Annotated in this window: 17 protein-coding genes and 1 riboswitch; of the genes, 8 read left to right on the top strand and 9 right to left on the bottom strand. The window is 67.8% G+C overall.

Annotation, left to right across the window (positions count from 1 at the left end; genetic code table 11):
- Positions 1-83 precede the first annotated feature (83 nt).
- Positions 84-500, bottom strand: a complete 417-nt coding sequence (locus tag ACWF0M_RS29855; RefSeq protein ID WP_452239048.1) for an anthrone oxygenase family protein — start codon at positions 498-500, stop codon at positions 84-86.
- 68 nt (positions 501-568) lie between these two features.
- Entirely contained in the window at positions 569-1,207 is a 639-nt protein-coding gene (locus ACWF0M_RS29850) for an NAD(P)-dependent oxidoreductase (protein ID WP_452239047.1), read from the bottom strand.
- Between the two features lie 80 nt (positions 1,208-1,287).
- On the opposite strand from ACWF0M_RS29850, the gene ACWF0M_RS29845 reads away from it, so the two are divergent.
- Positions 1,288-1,746, top strand: coding sequence for a MarR family transcriptional regulator (locus ACWF0M_RS29845; RefSeq protein WP_452239046.1), 459 nt, complete (start codon positions 1,288-1,290; stop codon positions 1,744-1,746).
- Here ACWF0M_RS29845 and ACWF0M_RS29840 read toward each other — a convergent pair.
- Complete coding sequence (locus ACWF0M_RS29840; RefSeq protein WP_452239045.1) at positions 1,737-2,702, bottom strand: helix-turn-helix transcriptional regulator; 966 nt, start codon at positions 2,700-2,702, stop codon at positions 1,737-1,739. The two genes, ACWF0M_RS29845 and ACWF0M_RS29840, sit on opposite strands and share 10 nt — an antisense overlap.
- Positions 2,703-2,764: 62 nt before the next feature.
- Here ACWF0M_RS29840 and ACWF0M_RS29835 point away from each other — a divergent pair, with 62 nt between their 5' ends.
- Positions 2,765-3,724 carry a hypothetical protein gene (locus tag ACWF0M_RS29835; RefSeq protein ID WP_452239044.1) on the top strand — a complete coding sequence of 320 codons (960 nt, stop codon included), beginning with the start codon at positions 2,765-2,767 and terminating at the stop codon, positions 3,722-3,724.
- A 115-nt stretch (positions 3,725-3,839) separates the two neighbouring features.
- Positions 3,840-4,469 carry a glyoxalase superfamily protein gene (locus tag ACWF0M_RS29830; RefSeq protein ID WP_452239043.1) on the top strand — a complete coding sequence of 210 codons (630 nt, stop codon included), beginning with the start codon at positions 3,840-3,842 and terminating at the stop codon, positions 4,467-4,469.
- 93 nt (positions 4,470-4,562) lie between these two features.
- Here the strand turns inward: ACWF0M_RS29830 and ribH are convergent, their stop codons facing one another.
- From ribH to ribD, 5 genes are read right to left on the bottom strand one after another with little or no spacing between them, the layout of a single operon-like run.
- Positions 4,563-5,036, bottom strand: coding sequence for a 6,7-dimethyl-8-ribityllumazine synthase (ribH, locus tag ACWF0M_RS29825; protein ID WP_452239042.1), 474 nt, complete (start codon positions 5,034-5,036; stop codon positions 4,563-4,565).
- Positions 5,036-6,274 (bottom strand): bifunctional 3,4-dihydroxy-2-butanone-4-phosphate synthase/GTP cyclohydrolase II, encoded by a 1,239-nt coding sequence (locus tag ACWF0M_RS29820; RefSeq protein WP_452239041.1) that lies wholly within the window; start codon positions 6,272-6,274, stop codon positions 5,036-5,038. Before ACWF0M_RS29820 ends, ribH begins: the two co-directional genes overlap by 1 nt.
- 1 nt (position 6,275) lies before the next feature.
- On the bottom strand, positions 6,276-6,950 hold the full coding sequence (gene pnuC / locus ACWF0M_RS29815) for a nicotinamide riboside transporter PnuC (RefSeq protein WP_452239040.1): 675 nt from the start codon (positions 6,948-6,950) through the stop codon (positions 6,276-6,278).
- Positions 6,947-7,573, bottom strand: a complete 627-nt coding sequence (locus ACWF0M_RS29810; RefSeq protein WP_452239039.1) for a riboflavin synthase — start codon at positions 7,571-7,573, stop codon at positions 6,947-6,949. The genes pnuC and ACWF0M_RS29810 overlap by 4 nt, the downstream gene beginning before the upstream one ends.
- The gene (ribD, locus tag ACWF0M_RS29805) at positions 7,574-8,602 is read right to left on the bottom strand and encodes a bifunctional diaminohydroxyphosphoribosylaminopyrimidine deaminase/5-amino-6-(5-phosphoribosylamino)uracil reductase RibD (protein ID WP_452239038.1); all 1,029 of its coding nucleotides are present in this window, start codon (positions 8,600-8,602) and stop codon (positions 7,574-7,576) included.
- A 180-nt stretch (positions 8,603-8,782) separates the two neighbouring features.
- A riboswitch (FMN riboswitch) is annotated at positions 8,783-8,914 on the bottom strand.
- Between the two features lie 180 nt (positions 8,915-9,094).
- Between ribD and ACWF0M_RS29800 the strand changes: the two genes are divergently transcribed.
- The 5 genes from ACWF0M_RS29800 (at position 9,095) to ACWF0M_RS29780 (ending at position 12,758) form a co-directional block, all read left to right on the top strand.
- Positions 9,095-9,493 (top strand): hypothetical protein, encoded by a 399-nt coding sequence (locus ACWF0M_RS29800; protein WP_452239037.1) that lies wholly within the window; start codon positions 9,095-9,097, stop codon positions 9,491-9,493.
- A 135-nt stretch (positions 9,494-9,628) separates the two neighbouring features.
- Positions 9,629-10,483 (top strand): substrate-binding periplasmic protein, encoded by an 855-nt coding sequence (locus tag ACWF0M_RS29795; RefSeq protein ID WP_452239036.1) that lies wholly within the window; start codon positions 9,629-9,631, stop codon positions 10,481-10,483.
- Complete coding sequence (locus ACWF0M_RS29790; RefSeq protein WP_452239035.1) at positions 10,483-11,238, top strand: amino acid ABC transporter permease; 756 nt, start codon at positions 10,483-10,485, stop codon at positions 11,236-11,238. The genes ACWF0M_RS29795 and ACWF0M_RS29790 overlap by 1 nt, the downstream gene beginning before the upstream one ends.
- Positions 11,225-11,962, top strand: a complete 738-nt coding sequence (locus ACWF0M_RS29785) for an amino acid ABC transporter ATP-binding protein (protein ID WP_452239034.1) — start codon at positions 11,225-11,227, stop codon at positions 11,960-11,962. The genes ACWF0M_RS29790 and ACWF0M_RS29785 overlap by 14 nt, the downstream gene beginning before the upstream one ends.
- Positions 11,963-12,029: 67 nt before the next feature.
- Positions 12,030-12,758: a polysaccharide deacetylase family protein gene (locus ACWF0M_RS29780; protein WP_452239033.1), complete on the top strand. Its 729-nt coding sequence runs from the start codon at positions 12,030-12,032 to the stop codon at positions 12,756-12,758.
- Here ACWF0M_RS29780 and ACWF0M_RS29775 read toward each other — a convergent pair.
- Positions 12,755-13,507, bottom strand: coding sequence for an HAD-IIA family hydrolase (locus ACWF0M_RS29775; protein WP_452239071.1), 753 nt, complete (start codon positions 13,505-13,507; stop codon positions 12,755-12,757). The genes ACWF0M_RS29780 and ACWF0M_RS29775 overlap by 4 nt on opposite strands.
- Positions 13,508-13,571: the final 64 nt, after the last annotated feature.

Genomic DNA, 13,571 nt, shown 5'->3' with positions numbered 1-13,571 from the left:
CAGGCGCGGGCGAGGTGCCGGGGCACGCGAGTACAGGCGTGGGCGGGGTGCGGGGCACGCGAGTACGAGCGCGGGCCGGGGGGCTACGCGTGTACGGGCGTGGGTCGGGTGTGGTTTGGGGCTCGCTGGGTGACTGTGGATCCGATGAGTGTGCCGAAGGCGAGTAGGGCGGCCGCTGTGCGGATCAGGTGGGCGAACTGCCAGCGATCGCGTACGGCGGCCCAGTCGGCAGGCGGGTTCTGTACCGACCATGACGACTGGTCCGAGTTGATCGGCAGGTTGATCGCGAGCGTCGTCGCGAAGACCACGACGAGCAGCGCGACCGCCACCAGCACCACCCGCCGATCGTTGCCCCGGGCCCGGATCGCCAGGACCACCGTAGTGATGATCGCCGGAATCAACGTCACCGAGGCAAGCGTGTCCAGCGAGTCCAACTCGACCAGCCGAACCTGCGTGTAGACCGAAGCCCCGAACCCCCGCAACGAATTCTCCAGCACCATCACACACACCAAGAATCCAGCAAACACCCCACTGAACAACAGACTCACTCCACGAACAACCCGCGCCATCAGTACGCCATTCCGACCGGCTGGCACACCGTCTCTGGCAGATCTAGCACCGCTAGCATCAGGTGGGCGACGTCTGCGCGGGAGATTGTGTAGCCGCGGGCCACGGTGCCGCCGACGACCGTGCGGTAGGTGCCGGTGAGCGCCCGGTTCGTGAGTTTCGGCGGCCGCACGATCGTCCACTCCGTCGTACTGCTCCTGATCTCCGCCTCCATCACCCGCAGATCGGCGTACACGTCGGCCGCGAACGCGTTGATCATCGGATAGAGCAGCCGCCGATTGAGAAAACCCTCGTCGTCCGGCATCGGCCCGAGCGGCGCGGCACTCACCGCGACAAAGCGCCGTACCCCAGCGACCTCCATCGCCGCGAGCATGGACCGCGTGCTCTCGGACGCAACTGGCCCGTCCTTCCGCCCGCGGGCCCCCACTCCCGAGATCACCGCCTCGCTCCCGTCCACCGCGTCCCGCAGCGGCTCCGCCTCAGACAGGCCGGGCACCCGAATCACCTCCAGCGCCGGATGTTCCAGCTCGTACGTCGACGACGTACGCACAACTGCTGTCACCTTGTGACCCGCGGCGAGCGCCTGCTGTACGACGTGACCGCCGATCCCGCCCGTCGCCCCGAACACCGTGATCCTCATCCCGACCGCCTCCTAGACCTATTCTGTAACTCATATAGTATGGAACTCATAAGATATCGAACAGATACAAGGGAGGTGACGTGCGCCACCGCCGGCGGACCGGGAACGAGATCAAGGCCGCGCTCCGCGACCTGCGGATCCAGCTCGTCCTGCTCAACCACCAGATCGGGGGCAAGCTGGCGCTCAAGGACGTCGACCTCGACTGCCTCGACGTACTCGCCCGGAGCGGCCCGCTGACGCCGAGCGCCCTGGCCCGTCGGGCCGGACTGCACCCGGCGACGCTGACCGGCATCCTCGACCGGCTCGAACACGCCGGCTGGATCGCGCGCGACCGCGCCCGGGCGGACCGCCGCAGTGTCACCATCCGCGTCCTGCCGGATCGTGGGATGGAGGTGTTCCGGCTGTACCAGCCGATGATCGGCGCGATGGACGACGTACTGGCCGACTACACCGAGGCCGAACTCGACGTGATCGCCACGTTCCTCCGCCGAAGCGCCAAGGCCGGCGAGACGGCCAACGACCAGCTGGCTCAGGAGTAGAGGTCGGACAGCGTGCGGCCGAGGTTCGCCAACTCAGAACGCAACTCCACAGGCTCCAGGACCTCGACCGCGTCCCCGAACCGGCAGAGGGAGGCGGCCGCGTTCGGGATCGACTCGATCGGGATCGTCACCACCACACTCCCGTCGGCCTCAGGTTCAGCGGCGGCGACGGCTTTCACGAGAGCCGGGTACGAGACGTCGTACATCTTCGCGGCCAACCGTGCGGACACGCGGACGACGGCCTCCGCGGTGAAGCGGACCTGGTCGAAGCCGTCCAAGTGCTGCTGCCAGAACTGCTGTAGCTCGAATCCGTCGGCCCGCTCGAACACCTCGTCGGTCGGTGTCAGTTCGAGGATGTTGGAGACGCGGTACGTGCGCATGCCGCCAGGCGTGGACGCCACGACGTACCAGCTGCCGTTCTTGAGTACGAGTCCGTACGGTTCCAGGACGCGCTCGACTTCGCGTGGTTCCTCCCAGCGGCGGTACAGGACCTTGACGCGGCGGTCGTGGAGTACGGCGTCGGCGACGGCGGAGAGCTGTGGTGAGGCCTCGGCGTCCTGGTACCAGGCGGGGAGGTCGAGGTGGAAGCGGTTCTTCAGCCGGCCGGCGCGGTCCCGCTGATCGGGCGCTAGCGCTGCTAGCAGTTTGAGTTCGGCCGCGCTCGTCTCCGCGGTCAGCCCGAGCGCGGCGGCGGCGCCCGGCATGCCGACGAGGAACAGGGCGGCTGCCTCCTGTTCGGTGAGGCCGGTGAGGCGGGTGCGGTAGCCCTCGACCAGGCGGTACCCGCCTGCTCGGCCTTGGTCGGCGTACACCGGAACCCCAGCCGCGGCGAGCGCCTCGACATCGCGGTAGATCGTCCGCAGCGACACCTCGAGCTCGTCGGCGAGCTCACGCGCGGTCAGCCGCCGGCGCGTTTGCAGCAACAGCAGGATCGACAACAGCCGGCTCGAACGCATGCTCCGAGGTTAGTCGCAAACACTGCCAGCGGTTGTCAGGTTTCTCTCGCAAGCTGGGCGGTATGACGACTTGGAGCAAGGTGACCGGCGACTTCGACTTCCTCAGCGGGTACTTCGACGTCCACCACCGGACCCTGAAACAGGCCTTCGCCGGTTGCGACGAATGGCTCGAGTACGACGGAACGACGACCGCGCGCACGTACTTCGACGGGCAGATCAGCATCGACGAGATGCGGTTCCCGACGAAGGGGTCGTACGGGCTGTCGCTGCGCCTGTTCGACCCGGTGAGCGAGCAGTGGAGCATCTGGTGGGTCAGCAGCACCACGATGCAGCTGTACCCGCCGGTGCACGGCGGCTGGACCGCGGACGGTTCACGGTGCCGTCTGGTTGGCGAGGACACGCACGAGGGGCGGCCGATCCTGTGCAGCTACGAGTGGTCCGACATCACCGAGGAGACCGCGCACTGGGAGCAGGCGTACTCGAACGACGGCGGCGAGACCTGGGAGACCAACTGGACCATGGACTTCACCCGGCGGCACACTCCGCCGCCCGCTCTCGACGTACCGAAGCTCACCGATGACTTCGACTTCCTGGTCGGGCGGTGGTCGTTCCACAACCGGCGGCGGCGTCCGGTGCTCGGAGAGCCGTTCGAGTGGTACGAGCACGACGCGATGATGGAAGCCACCACGTACTTCGACGGTGCGATCAGCTTCGACGAAGGCTGGTTCCCGAGCGAAGGGTTCCGCGGCGCGACCTTCCGCCTCTACGACCCTTCCGCGAAGACGTGGTCCATCCACTGGATCAACAGCCAACGCGGCCGCCTCGAAACCCCCGTCATCGGCGCCTTCACAGACGGCACCGGCACCTTCGAAGGCCCCGACGAATGGGACGGCCAGCCCATAGACGTCCGCTTCCTCTGGACCCCCGGCACCGACAAAGCCGCCTGGGAACAAGCCTTCTCCACCGACAACGGCAAAACCTGGACCACCAACTGGCTAATGGAACACACCCGCACCGACTAGTTCGCTGTGGTAATCTCGACGCCGCAGGCGCGGGTTCATCCCGGTCGTAGGGCGCAACGGCACAGCAAGCCGAAAGGGCTAGGCCCACCTACTTCAAGACCGAAGAGGGAGCGCCATGCCCAAGCTCGAAACCTACAAGAAACAGGCGAAACTGCTCGTTCGCTGGCACCGCGCGGGAAACTTCTCGATCGGCGGTCGCATCCGGCAGCTCGCGCGCTATCGCACGTTGTCCGACCGCGAAGCACTCGCGCTGAAGTTTCCCCTTACCGAGGCCCAAGAGATCATCGCCCTCGAAGCGGGCTGCGCCAGCTGGGCCGAACTCAAGGCGAGCACGGAGGCGGCCCCGCCGGCCGGCGAGCAGCTGGAGACTCAGGACACGGCACTCGCGAGTGCCACACCGGTGCTGTACGTCGCCGACGTCGATGCCGCGGCCACGTTCTATCGGGACCAGCTCGGCTTCCGGATCGACTTCTTGCACGGCAACCCGCCGTTCTACGGATCGGTGTCGCGCGACGGCGCGACCTTGCACCTGAAGTTCGTCCATGAGCCGGTGTTCGCGGCCGGTGCCGCGGAACGAGAAGGGCTCATCATGGCGTTCGTCGATATGCCGAACGTCCGCGAGCTGTACACGGAATATCTGGCTGCTGACGCCGAGATCGTGCAGAAGCTGACCAAACAGGCGTGGGGCGGCACCGACTTCATCGTGCGTGACCCGGACGGCAACGCGATCGCGTTCGTCGGCTGAGGTCAGTACGGCGACCTCCGCCGGTGTGCGCCGCCGTACGCGTCCAACCCGTTGCTCCGGCGACCTGTTCGGTGGGCAGAGCGACCGCGTAGGTTAGCCCAGTTGGCGGACGGCGGCCAGGGTCGACAGGGCTGCTTGGGTTGCTTCGTAGCCTTTGTCTTCTCGGCTGTCGGGGAGGCCGGCTCGGTCCAGGGCTTGGGGGTCGTTGTCGCAGGTGAGTACGCCGAAGCCGATGGGGACGCCGGTCGTGACGCCGACCTGCATGAGGCCTTCTGTCGCCGCCTGGCAGACGTACTCGAAGTGGGGAGTATCGCCCCGGATCACCACGCCGAGGGCGACCACCGCGTCGTACCCGGACTTGGCGGCGTGCAGCGACGCAACAGGAAGCTCGAACGAGCCGGGAACGCGGATGACGGTGTGGTCGGTGACGCCGGAGTCCTCCAGCGCGCGGAGGGCGCCGGCGAGCAGGCCGTCGGTGACCTTCGGGTGCCATTGGGCGGCGACGATCGCGACCCGGGCGTCTTCCACGCGGGGTACCTCGATGGTGGGTGCTCCACTGCCCGACATCAGCCAGCTCCGTTCTCTTCGGTCAGCAGGCCGCCCGGCAGGTGGTGGCCCATGCGATCGCGTTTGGTGCGCAGGTACCGCAGGTTGTGCTCGGTCGGGTCGATGGAGATCCCGCGACGCTCGACCACGTCGATGCCGTACCCCTGCACGCCCGCCAGCTTGTCGGGGTTGTTGGTCATCAGCCGCACTTCCTTGACGCCCAAGTCGGCCAGGATCTGCGCACCGGTCCCGTAGTCGCGCGCATCCGCCGGCAATCCGAGATCCAGGTTCGCGTCCACGGTGTCCCGGCCGGCGTCCTGCAGCTCGTACGCCTGCAGCTTGTGCAACAGCCCGATCCCGCGCCCCTCATGTCCGCGCAGGTACACCACGACACCGCCCTCGGCCGCGACCTGCCGCATCGCCTCGTCCAGCTGCGGCCCGCAGTCGCAGCGCAGCGACCCGAACACGTCGCCTGTCAGGCACTCCGAGTGCAACCGCACCAGCGTCGGCCCATCACCCAACGAGCCGCGCACCAGTGCGAGCTGCTCCGACCCGTCCACCGTGTTGCGGTAGCCGTGGGCAACGAAATCGCCGTACTGCGTCGGCAGCGTCGTCGTCGCGACCCGCTGGATCAGGGACTCGGTACGGCGCCGGTACCGGATCAGGTCGTCGATCGACACCAGGACCAGCCCGTGCTCGTCCGCGAACGTCCGCAGGTCGTGCCCGCGCTTCATCGTCCCGTCGTCGTTGACCAGCTCCGAGATCACCGCGGCCGGCGTCAGCCCGGCCATCCGCGCCAGGTCGATCGAGGCCTCGGTATGACCGGGGCGGACCAGTACGCCGCCCTCGCGACCGCGCAACGGGAACACGTGCCCCGGCTGCACCAGGTCGTACGACTCCGAGGCCGAATCGGTCAGCACCCGGATCGTCCGCGCCCGGTCGGCGGCCGAGATCCCGGTGGAGATCCCGTCCCGCGCGTCGACGGAGATCGTGTACGCCGTCCGCATCCGCTCCCGGTTGTGCGGCGTCATCAACGGGATCCCGAGCCGGTCGAGCTCGGCGCCCTCCATCGGCACGCACACCACACCGGAGCTGTATCGGATCAGGAACGCCAGCAGCTCCGGCGTCGCCTTGGACGCGGCGAAGATCAGGTCGCCCTCGTTCTCACGGTCCTCGTCGTCGACCACGATCACCGGCCGGCCGGCGCGGATCTCGTCGATCGCATGCTCGATCGTGTCGAGCTTCAGCACGTCACCCATCTCAACCCACCACCACTGCCTCAGGCGTCCCGGCCCGCTCCCGGTTCTGGATCTTCCACCAGGACGCGAACCCGATCACGCAGAACAGCCCGTACACGATGTACATCGTCGCCGACGGGTAGAACTTCGCCTGCACCAGCAGCGGTACGCCGACCACGTCGACGGCGATCCAGATCAGCCAGAACTCGACGAAACCACGGGCCATCCCGTACGTCGCCAGGATCGACCCGGTGAGGATCCACGCGTCCCACTGCGGGCCCCACGATCCGAGCTCACGCAGAACGAAGTACGAGATCGCGTACAGGATCACCGCGATGCCGCCGAGCTCGATCCGCTCGCGCGCGGTCGCCCAGCGCGGCTGGACGCCCGTGGCGGCGCCGCCGTGGCGGGTCTGGTACCAGCGGTACCACCCGTACAGGCTGACGATCGCGAAGAACACCTGGCGGCCGGCCTGGCCCCAGAGGTCCTTGTTCTGCGGGGTGTCGAAGATCCCGCCGACGAAAACCGTGAACAGCAGGACGTTGCCGACGATGCCGACCGGCCACGCCGACACCAGCCGGCGCATGCCGAACAGTGCGCTGGCCAGACCGAACACGTTGCCGACGATCTCCCGGACCAGTACCTGCGACCCGGCGATCGTCACCTCGGAGTGCAACAACCAGTCGATCGGGTTCACCGCACGCCTCCGTTGTCCTTCACGTTGCCTCCGGCAAGAAGTCTTTCCACGTACTTCGCGATCACGTCGACCTCGAGGTTGACGGTGTCGCCGACCGTGTTCCGGCCCAGCACGGTCAGTTCGAGCGTCGTCGGGATCAGGCTGACCCCGAACGTCCCGGACGCGTCGTCGACGTCCGTCACGGTCAGCGAGACACCGTCGATCGCGATCGAGCCCTTCTCGGCGACGTACTTGAGGATCTCCGGGGCCGTCGCGATCCGGACGTCCTCCCAGTGCTCCCCCGGCGTACGGGCGGCGATCGTGCCGGTGCCGTCGACGTGGCCCTGGACGATGTGCCCGCCGAGCCGCTCGTGCGCGGCGACGGCCCGCTCGAGGTTGACCGCGGAGCCCTTCTGCAGACCGCCGAGGCTGGTCCGCTGCAGCGTCTCGCGCATCACGTCCGCGGTGAACGCGCCGCCGCCGTACTCCACGACCGTCAGGCAACAGCCGTTGACCGAGATCGAGTCGCCGTGGTCGGCGTCCTCGGTCACCTTCGGCCCGCGGATGGTGAGCCGCGCGGCGTCGCCGTCGAGCAGGTCCAGGGACTCGACGGTGCCGAGTTCTTCGATGATGCCGGTGAACATCTACTTTCCTCCCAGAGGAACCAGGGTCAGCCGGACGTCGTCGCCCAGGCGGGTGACGTCCGCTAGCTTGAACCGCCGCAGGTGGTCGATCGATTCCGCGCCGAGGTCGCCGACCGCGGCGTACCCGGAACCGAGCACGGCCGGGGCGACGTACGCGACGATCTGGTCGACCAGACCGGCGCGCAGGAACGCGGCGGCCAGTGTCGGGCCGCCTTCGAGCCAGAGGTGCCGGATCTGCCGGTCGTCCAGTTGCCGGAGCACCTCGGCGGGATCGTGGGTCGGCAGCAGCAACGTCTCCGCGCGGTCGTTGCGGACCCGCGCGGTGGATGGGATCTCACGGTCGCCGACGACCACCCGCAACGGCTGCCGCGCCGCGGGTACGTCGTACTCGTCGCGAACCGTCAGCTCGGGGTCGTCGTCCAGCACCGTCTGGGTGCCGACGGCAATCGCATCGCACTCGGCCCGCAGCCGGTGGACGTCAGCGCGCGCGATCGGGCCGGTGATCCACTTACTGGTCCGGTCCGGCGCCGCGGAGCGCCCGTCGAGCGTGGTCGCGAACTTCCAGGTGACGAACGGCCGACCCGTCCGGACGCTGTGCAGCCAGACCTGGTTGACCGCCTCGGCCTCGGTCTGCAGGACGTCCTGCACGACGTCGATGTTCTTGTTCCGCAGCTTCTCGGCGCCACCGGATGCGGTCCGGTTCGGATCGGGTACGGCGTACACGACGCGCGCGACCTCGGCCTCGATCAGCGCGTCCGCGCACGGACCGGTCCGGCCGGTGTGGTTGCACGGCTCGAGCGTGACGTACGCCGTACCGCCGCGGGCTCGTGCACCGGCCATCCGGAGCGCCTCGACCTCGGCATGCGGACCGCCGGCAACGGCATGGAAACCCTCGCCCACCGGGTGCCCGTCGCGGCCGGTGATCACGCAGCCGACCACCGGATTCGGATGGGTGCTGCCGATACCTCTCGCAGCCAACTCGACAGCACGCCGCATCCAGGCGATGTCGATCGGCGACGCGTCGTTCACTACTCGGGCCCCTCGTCGTCACGGACGCACTCCGGGGCCTCGATCGGCACGTCTGCTCCGTCGCCCTCACCGGACCATTCGTCCGGTCTCGCGGTCCGTTACCGGACCTCTCGCCGCCGCGTCGCGTGGGCTGTGCAGTCCACGCTCCGCGCCGTCGGGCGCCAGAGCACACCCGCCGACCGCGTGCGCCTCCCATCCGGACTTTCACCGTCGGTCCTGGAATTCCACCAGGTCAACCGATCGCCAAACCGCAGCGACCGGGTCGCGGACTGTTACCGCCGGCTCGGAATTACACCGACCCCGGAGCACACGAGTGGGTTCACTCGTGCCTCAAGTATGCCCCTCCCCGCAACCCACACCACGACCCAGGTCACATCGTGAACCGCTCCCGCACCCAACTGCCACCCGCCGGGGACGCTGAACAAGCTATTTCGTGTTCACCGCCCCCGCGAGGCGGGTTCCCGGTCCCGATCCGTGGCCCGCCTGCGAGCCGTGTCCGAGCTCACCGACCTGGCCGTGTCGGGCGGGATCGAGCCCGAGCACGTCGCCCACGAGCTGGACGGGATCCGCGCTGCGACCGGCGCCTACACCCGGCCGACCACAGCACACCTGGCGCGATCAGCCCCGGCCGGACATCCCACCAGTCCGGCCACCCTTCCGCCGGAACGATTCCTGCACCCCACGACGTACCCCAGCGAGCTGCCCCCGTCCCCCTCCCCGCGCAGCGTCGTACGAGAGATCCAGGACCTGTTCCGGGCCGTCGCTTCGGCCGAGGAGATCCAGCAGGCGGCGGTGGCCGTGGACTCACCGGCGATCGCCGAGCTACTACTTGCCTACGGCACCGGCCGGACAGCAGATGCACTGGCGCACTACCGGAAGCACCACGGCTGATATAGCACAGCCTGAGTAGACATTCGGCGCTGTCTCACGCTTCGTCAGAACGGAATGCACCTCGCGCGGCTGGTGTTGGCTTGCTGCGGCAGGGGCGAACCGTCCTGCCTTCGTTGACGTTGTGAGGAGACAGTTGTGCGCGCGTTCGGCGCTTTTCGGCGGGTTGTCGCAGTGGTCGGGGCCATCACCTTGGCGAGCGCGATGGTTGCCTGTGGCAGCAATGAGGACAAATCCGCGGCGGGCGGCCAGGATCTTGGGCTGATGACGGCGGGGACGCTGCGGATCGGGACCCTGACCGACGCGCCGCCCAACGTGTACGTGAAGGACGGGAAGTTCACCGGTTTCGACAACGACCTGATCACCGCGGTCGCGGCGAAGCTGAACCTGAAGCCGGAGTTCGTCGGGACCGACTTCTCCGCGCTGTTGTCGCAGGTGAACGGCGGCCAGTTCGATCTCGGCAGCTCGTCGATCACGGTCACCGAGGCCCGTAAGAAGACGGTTGCGTTCAGCAACGGGTACGACTTCGGCTACCTCGGCCTGAACACCACCAAGACCTCCGGTATCACGTCGTTCGACCAGCTCACCGGCAAGCGAGTGGTCGTCGTCCAGGGCACCGTCCAGGACGACTACGCCACCGGCAAGAACCTGAACCCGGTCCGCGTCCCGAACTACAACGCCGCGCTCGGCCAGCTCAAGGCCGGTACGGCGGACGCGTGGGTGAGCCCGGCCGAGATCGGCGAGAAGATGGCGAAGGAGCAGGGCGGCGGCACGGTGATCCTGGCCGCGAAGGAGCTCAGCGACGCGCCGATGGCGTTCGCGGTGGCGAAGAGCAACGACAAGCTCCGCGAGGCCGTGAACAAGGCGCTCGACGAGGTGATCGCCGACGGTACCTGGACCAAGCTGGTCGAGCAGTACTACCCGGGTCGCGCCGTACCGGCGAACTTCAAGCCGGGCAGCGGATCGGTCAAGTTCACGGCTCCCAAAGCCTGATGGACATCTGGTCCACCCTGAGTGACACCTTCCTCGACTGGGAGTCGATGAGGGCGGTCCTGCCCGAGATGCTCAAGGTGGGACTGGTCAACACCCTGATCCTGGCGGCCGCCTCGGTCGTGCTGGGCACTCTGCTCGGCATGATCGTGGCGGTCCTCGCCCTGTCCGGCAAGCGCTGGCTGCGCTGGCCGGCGAAGATCTACACCGACATCTTCCGCGGCCTGCCTGCGATCCTGACCATCCTGCTGATCGGCCAGGGCCTGTCCCCGATCACCCGGCACTGGTGGGGCCCGAACCCGTATCCGCTCGGCATCCTCGCGCTGTCGCTGATCGCCGCCGCGTACATCGGCGAGATCTTCCGTTCCGGCATCCAGAGCGTCGAGAAGGGTCAGCTCGAGGCCGCCCGTGCGCTCGGCTTCAGTTATTCGAGCGGCATGCGGCTGGTCGTCATCCCACAAGGGGTACGGCGGGTGTTGCCGGCGCTGGTGAACCAGTTCATCGCGCTCGTGAAGGAGTCGAGCCTGGTCTACTTCCTGGGCCTGCTGGCGAGTCAGCGCGAACTGTTCCGGATCGGGCAGGACGCGGCCGCGACCAACGGCAACCTGTCCCCATTGCTGGTCGCCGGCATCTTCTACCTCGTGATCACGGTCCCGCTGACGCACTTGGTGAACCACTTCGACAAGCGGATGCGAGAAGGGCGACCGGTCGAGTCGGAGGATGTCGAACTGGAGGAGCTCGCGCATGCGAACCGTTGAAGCAGCCAGCCTGGAGGTGAGCGGTGTCGAGCTCGCCTTCGGCAGCAACAAGGTGCTGCGCGGCGTCGATCTCGTCGTACCGGCCGGGCAGACCGCGTGCGTGATCGGCCCGTCGGGCTCCGGGAAGTCGACGCTGCTGCGGGCGATCAACCGGCTGCTCGAGCCGGATGCGGGTGACGTGAAGCTCGGTGGCGAGTCGGTACTGCGGGGCGATGCCGACGTACTGCGGCGGCGCATCGGCATGGTGTTCCAGCACTTCAACCTGTTCCCGCACAAGAGCGTGCTCGACAACATCACGCTCCCGCTGCGCAAGATCAAGAAGCTCGACGCCGAAGCAGCACAGTCCGCGGCTCGCGCGCAGCTCGAGTTGGTCGGCCTTGCGCACAAGGCCGGAGCGCGGCCCGGGAACCTGTCCGGCGGTCAGCAGCAACGGGTAGCGATCGCGCGGGCGCTGGCGATGCAGCCCGAGGTAATGCTGTTCGACGAGGCGACATCGGCGCTCGATCCCGAACTCGTCAAGGGCGTGCTGTCGTTGATGGCGGACCTCGCCGAGGCCGGGATGACGATGGTTGTGGTCACCCACGAGATGGGGTTCGCCCGCGAGGTCGCCGACCAAGTGGCCTTCATGGACGACGGAGTCGTGGTCGAGTCCGGCGTACCCGGGCAAATCTTCGACGCGGCCAACTCCCCGAGGTTACGACAGTTCCTGTCGCAAGTGCTTTAGCGTGGGGCCTGAGGATTCCGTGAGGAAGTGAACCACCCACCGCCCTGGGGGGAGAATGGACGTTCGCTTGACGCGTGCGGGGAACCGCGCCGTCGGCCTGGCGATGATGATGCTCGTGAGCGCGCTGATCGGCTCGGTCGTGGTCGCGGCCGCGAAGTCGCCGGCCAAACCCGTCACGCCCACGCCACCCGCAGCAGCAGCGGCGCCGGTCACGCCGACGAAAACGCCGCTGCCGACCAAGTACGTCGTACTGACGTTCGACGACGGGCCTGATGTCGAGTACACCCCGAAGGTGCTCGACATCCTCGCGCAGTACGGTGCCAAGGCGACGTTCTTCGAGATCGGGCAGAACGTCCGGAAGCATCCCGAGCTGACCAAGCGGATCCACGAATCCGGTCACAGCGTGCAGAACCACACGTGGACGCACGCCGACCTCCGCGGCCTCAGCGCGACCGCGTTCCGGCAGCAGGTGATGTCGACGGACCTCGCGATCCGGGCTCAGATCGGCAGTACGCCGGGGTGCCTGAGACCGCCGTACGGCGGGGTGAACGCGACCGTCCGGCAACGGGCGAAGGCACTCGGCAAGGACCTCGTGGTCTGGACCGTGGACTCGCGCGACTGGACGAAGCCCGGTACGACGGCGATCGTGCAACGTGTGCTGAAGAACCTGCACAGCGGCTCGGTGATCCTGATGCACGACGGCGGCGGCAACCGCGCGCAAACCGTGGCGGCGCTACCCACGATCCTCAAGACGCTCAAGGCCCAGGGCTACGGTTTCCGCGTCCTGACCTGCTAGGACAGCGCGGCCACGAGCGGTACGACGTCGGCGATCGACTGGACCACGCGCGTCGGGCGGTAAGGGAAACGCTCGATCTCGTGCTCGCCGGTCGATCCGGACAGCACGAGCACGCTCCGCAGGCCCGCCTCGAGACCGCTGATGATGTCGGTGTCCATCCGGTCGCCGATCATCACAGTGGTTTCGGAGTGTCCCTCGATCCGGTTCAGCGCGCTGCGCATCATCAGCGGGTTCGGCTTGCCGACGAAGTACGGATCGACGCCGGTGGCCCGGGTGATCAGCGCGGCCACCGAGCCGGTCGCCGGGAGCGGACCCTCTTGTGACGGGCCGGTCGGGTCCGGGTTGGTGGCGATGAAGCGGGCACCGTCCGCGATCAGCCGGATCGCCTTGGTGATCGCCTCGAACGAGTACGTCCGGGTCTCGCCGAGGACCACGTAGTCCGGGTCGCGCTCGGTCAGCACGTACCCGATCTCGTGCAACGCAGTGGTCAAACCCGCCTCGCCGATCACGTACGCCGTCCCGCGCGGCCGCTGATCGTCGAGGAACTGGGCGGTGGCGAGCGCGCTAGTCCAGATCGACCGCTCCGGGATGTCGATGCCTGCGGCAAGCAGGCGGGCACGGAGGTCACGCGGGGTGAAGATCGAGTTGTTCGTGAGCACCAGGAACTTCTTGCCGGACGCCTGCAGCGCCGCGATGAACTCGCTGGCTCCGGGGATGGCGCGCTCCTCGTGCACCAGCACGCCGTCCATGTCGGTCAGCCAGGTATCCACCGGTTTGTGCTCACTCACCAGCTCATCGTAGAGGGCGGACCGG

The organism is Kribbella sp. NPDC055110 (genome assembly GCF_053607525.1).
The sequence above is the reverse complement of the archived record's forward strand: the minus strand, read 5'-3'. Positions and strand labels throughout refer to the sequence as shown.

Coding starts and splice junctions, on each gene's coding strand:
- ACWF0M_RS29840 (WP_452239045.1), bottom strand. CDS start 2,702: ATGCGTTCGAGCCGGCTGTTGTCGATCCTGCTGTTGCTGCAAACGCGC.
- ACWF0M_RS29775 (WP_452239071.1), bottom strand. CDS start 13,507: ATGGACGGCGTGCTGGTGCACGAGGAGCGCGCCATCCCCGGAGCCAGC.
- ACWF0M_RS29855 (WP_452239048.1), bottom strand. CDS start 500: ATGGTGCTGGAGAATTCGTTGCGGGGGTTCGGGGCTTCGGTCTACACG.
- ribH (WP_452239042.1), bottom strand. CDS start 5,036: ATGTCGGGCAGTGGAGCACCCACCATCGAGGTACCCCGCGTGGAAGAC.
- ACWF0M_RS29810 (WP_452239039.1), bottom strand. CDS start 7,573: ATGTTCACCGGCATCATCGAAGAACTCGGCACCGTCGAGTCCCTGGAC.
- ACWF0M_RS29850 (WP_452239047.1), bottom strand. CDS start 1,207: ATGAGGATCACGGTGTTCGGGGCGACGGGCGGGATCGGCGGTCACGTC.
- ACWF0M_RS29785 (WP_452239034.1), top strand. CDS start 11,225: ATGCGAACCGTTGAAGCAGCCAGCCTGGAGGTGAGCGGTGTCGAGCTC.
- ACWF0M_RS29790 (WP_452239035.1), top strand. CDS start 10,483: ATGGACATCTGGTCCACCCTGAGTGACACCTTCCTCGACTGGGAGTCG.
- ACWF0M_RS29835 (WP_452239044.1), top strand. CDS start 2,765: ATGACGACTTGGAGCAAGGTGACCGGCGACTTCGACTTCCTCAGCGGG.
- ACWF0M_RS29830 (WP_452239043.1), top strand. CDS start 3,840: ATGCCCAAGCTCGAAACCTACAAGAAACAGGCGAAACTGCTCGTTCGC.
- ACWF0M_RS29820 (WP_452239041.1), bottom strand. CDS start 6,274: ATGGGTGACGTGCTGAAGCTCGACACGATCGAGCATGCGATCGACGAG.